Genomic DNA, 1,280 nt, shown 5'->3' with positions numbered 1-1,280 from the left:
GGGTGTCCGGTAATGAGATGGTCACCCCCACACCCTGCGAGGGCTACGCTTTCGCAGGGTGTTTTATTCTGGAGGCCATTATCATGAGCGAATTGGCACTGGTTGGCATTGATCTCGGCAAACACACCTTCCACTTGCACGGCCAGGACGGATCGGGTCGAGAGATATTTCGCAAGAAGCTCTCGCGCGTGCAGATGATGCGTTTTTTCGGCAACTGTCCCACTTGTACTGTCGTGATGGAAGCCTGTGCTGGCTCCCATTTCGTTGCCCGCGAACTGGGTACCATGGGGCATGTAACCAAGCTGATATCCCCGCAGTTCGTTCGACCTTTTGTTAAAAGTAACAAAAATGATTTCGTTGACGCCGAGGCCATCTGCGAAGCCGCCTCACGCCCTTCGATGCGATTTGTCTCGCCTAAAACCGAGGCCCAACAGACGCTCTCAGTACTGCATCGCATGCGTGAGTCGCTGGTTCGTGACCGCACCAAAACAATCAATCAACTCCATGGCTTCCTTCTGGAGTTCGGCATCAGTCTGCCTCTAGGGCGGACGGTCATAAAGCGTCTGCCTAGCGTTCTGGCCGAGCATGAGTTGCCGACACGGCTCAGCACATTGTTACAGCGGTTGCACGCACACTTCGGCTATCTGGATGAGCAAATCACGCAGCTGGATAAAGAGATGGCTGGCCAACTGGCTGACGATGATCTGGGCAGTCGTTTGCTGAGTATGCCCGGCGTCGGCCCGATCACCGCCAGCCTGCTGGCTGTCGAAATGGGAGACGGCAAGCAATTCGGATGCGGTCGTGACTTCGCCGCATCCATAGGGCTGGTTCCCAGACAGTACAGCACGGGAGGCAGGTCTAACTTGAAGGGGATCAGCAAGCGAGGAGACAAGAGCCTTAGATGCCTGTTGGTACAGTGCGCCAGGGTTTATATGCAGCGGCTCGCTGCTCAAAAAGGGACACTGGCTGATTGGGTGCGCTCGTTGCTTCAGCGACGACACTCTAATGTCGTGGCGTGCGCTCTGGCCAACAAACTGGCGCGAATTGCCTGGGCACTATCTGCTCACCATACAGCGTTTGAAGCAGGGCCAGACACCGTGGTGGCCTGACCCTGCTGTTGTTGCAGTACCACGAGGCACCATCAGGTTTTGCGATAGCTGAAAAATGGATGACGTGAACGGCACACCGGCCTGGCGAAGAACCTGACTTATGAAACGGCTTTAGAAGCCGCTCCGGTTTTCAGGATTGCCAGGCGCGACTCTCATCATGGCGCGGGGCAT

1 protein-coding gene is annotated in these 1,280 nt (G+C 56.0%); it reads left to right on the top strand.

Annotation, left to right across the window (positions count from 1 at the left end; translation table 11 throughout):
- Nucleotides 1–83 precede the first annotated feature (83 nt).
- Nucleotides 84–1,109 carry an IS110 family RNA-guided transposase gene (locus AC07VU_RS30760; RefSeq protein WP_277588810.1) on the top strand — a complete coding sequence of 342 codons (1,026 nt, stop codon included), beginning with the start codon at nucleotides 84–86 and terminating at the stop codon, nucleotides 1,107–1,109.
- Nucleotides 1,110–1,280: the final 171 nt, after the last annotated feature.

It is taken from the genome of Pseudomonas sp. GW821-FHT02B10, assembly GCF_059421865.1.
Note: the sequence above shows the minus strand (reverse complement) of the source record. Positions and strands in the feature narration are given on the sequence as shown.

Bases quoted from the DNA above. Each gene is read 5' to 3' on its own strand.
- AC07VU_RS30760 (WP_277588810.1), top strand. From the start codon at position 84: ATGAGCGAATTGGCACTGGTTGGCATTGATCTCGGCAAACACACCTTC.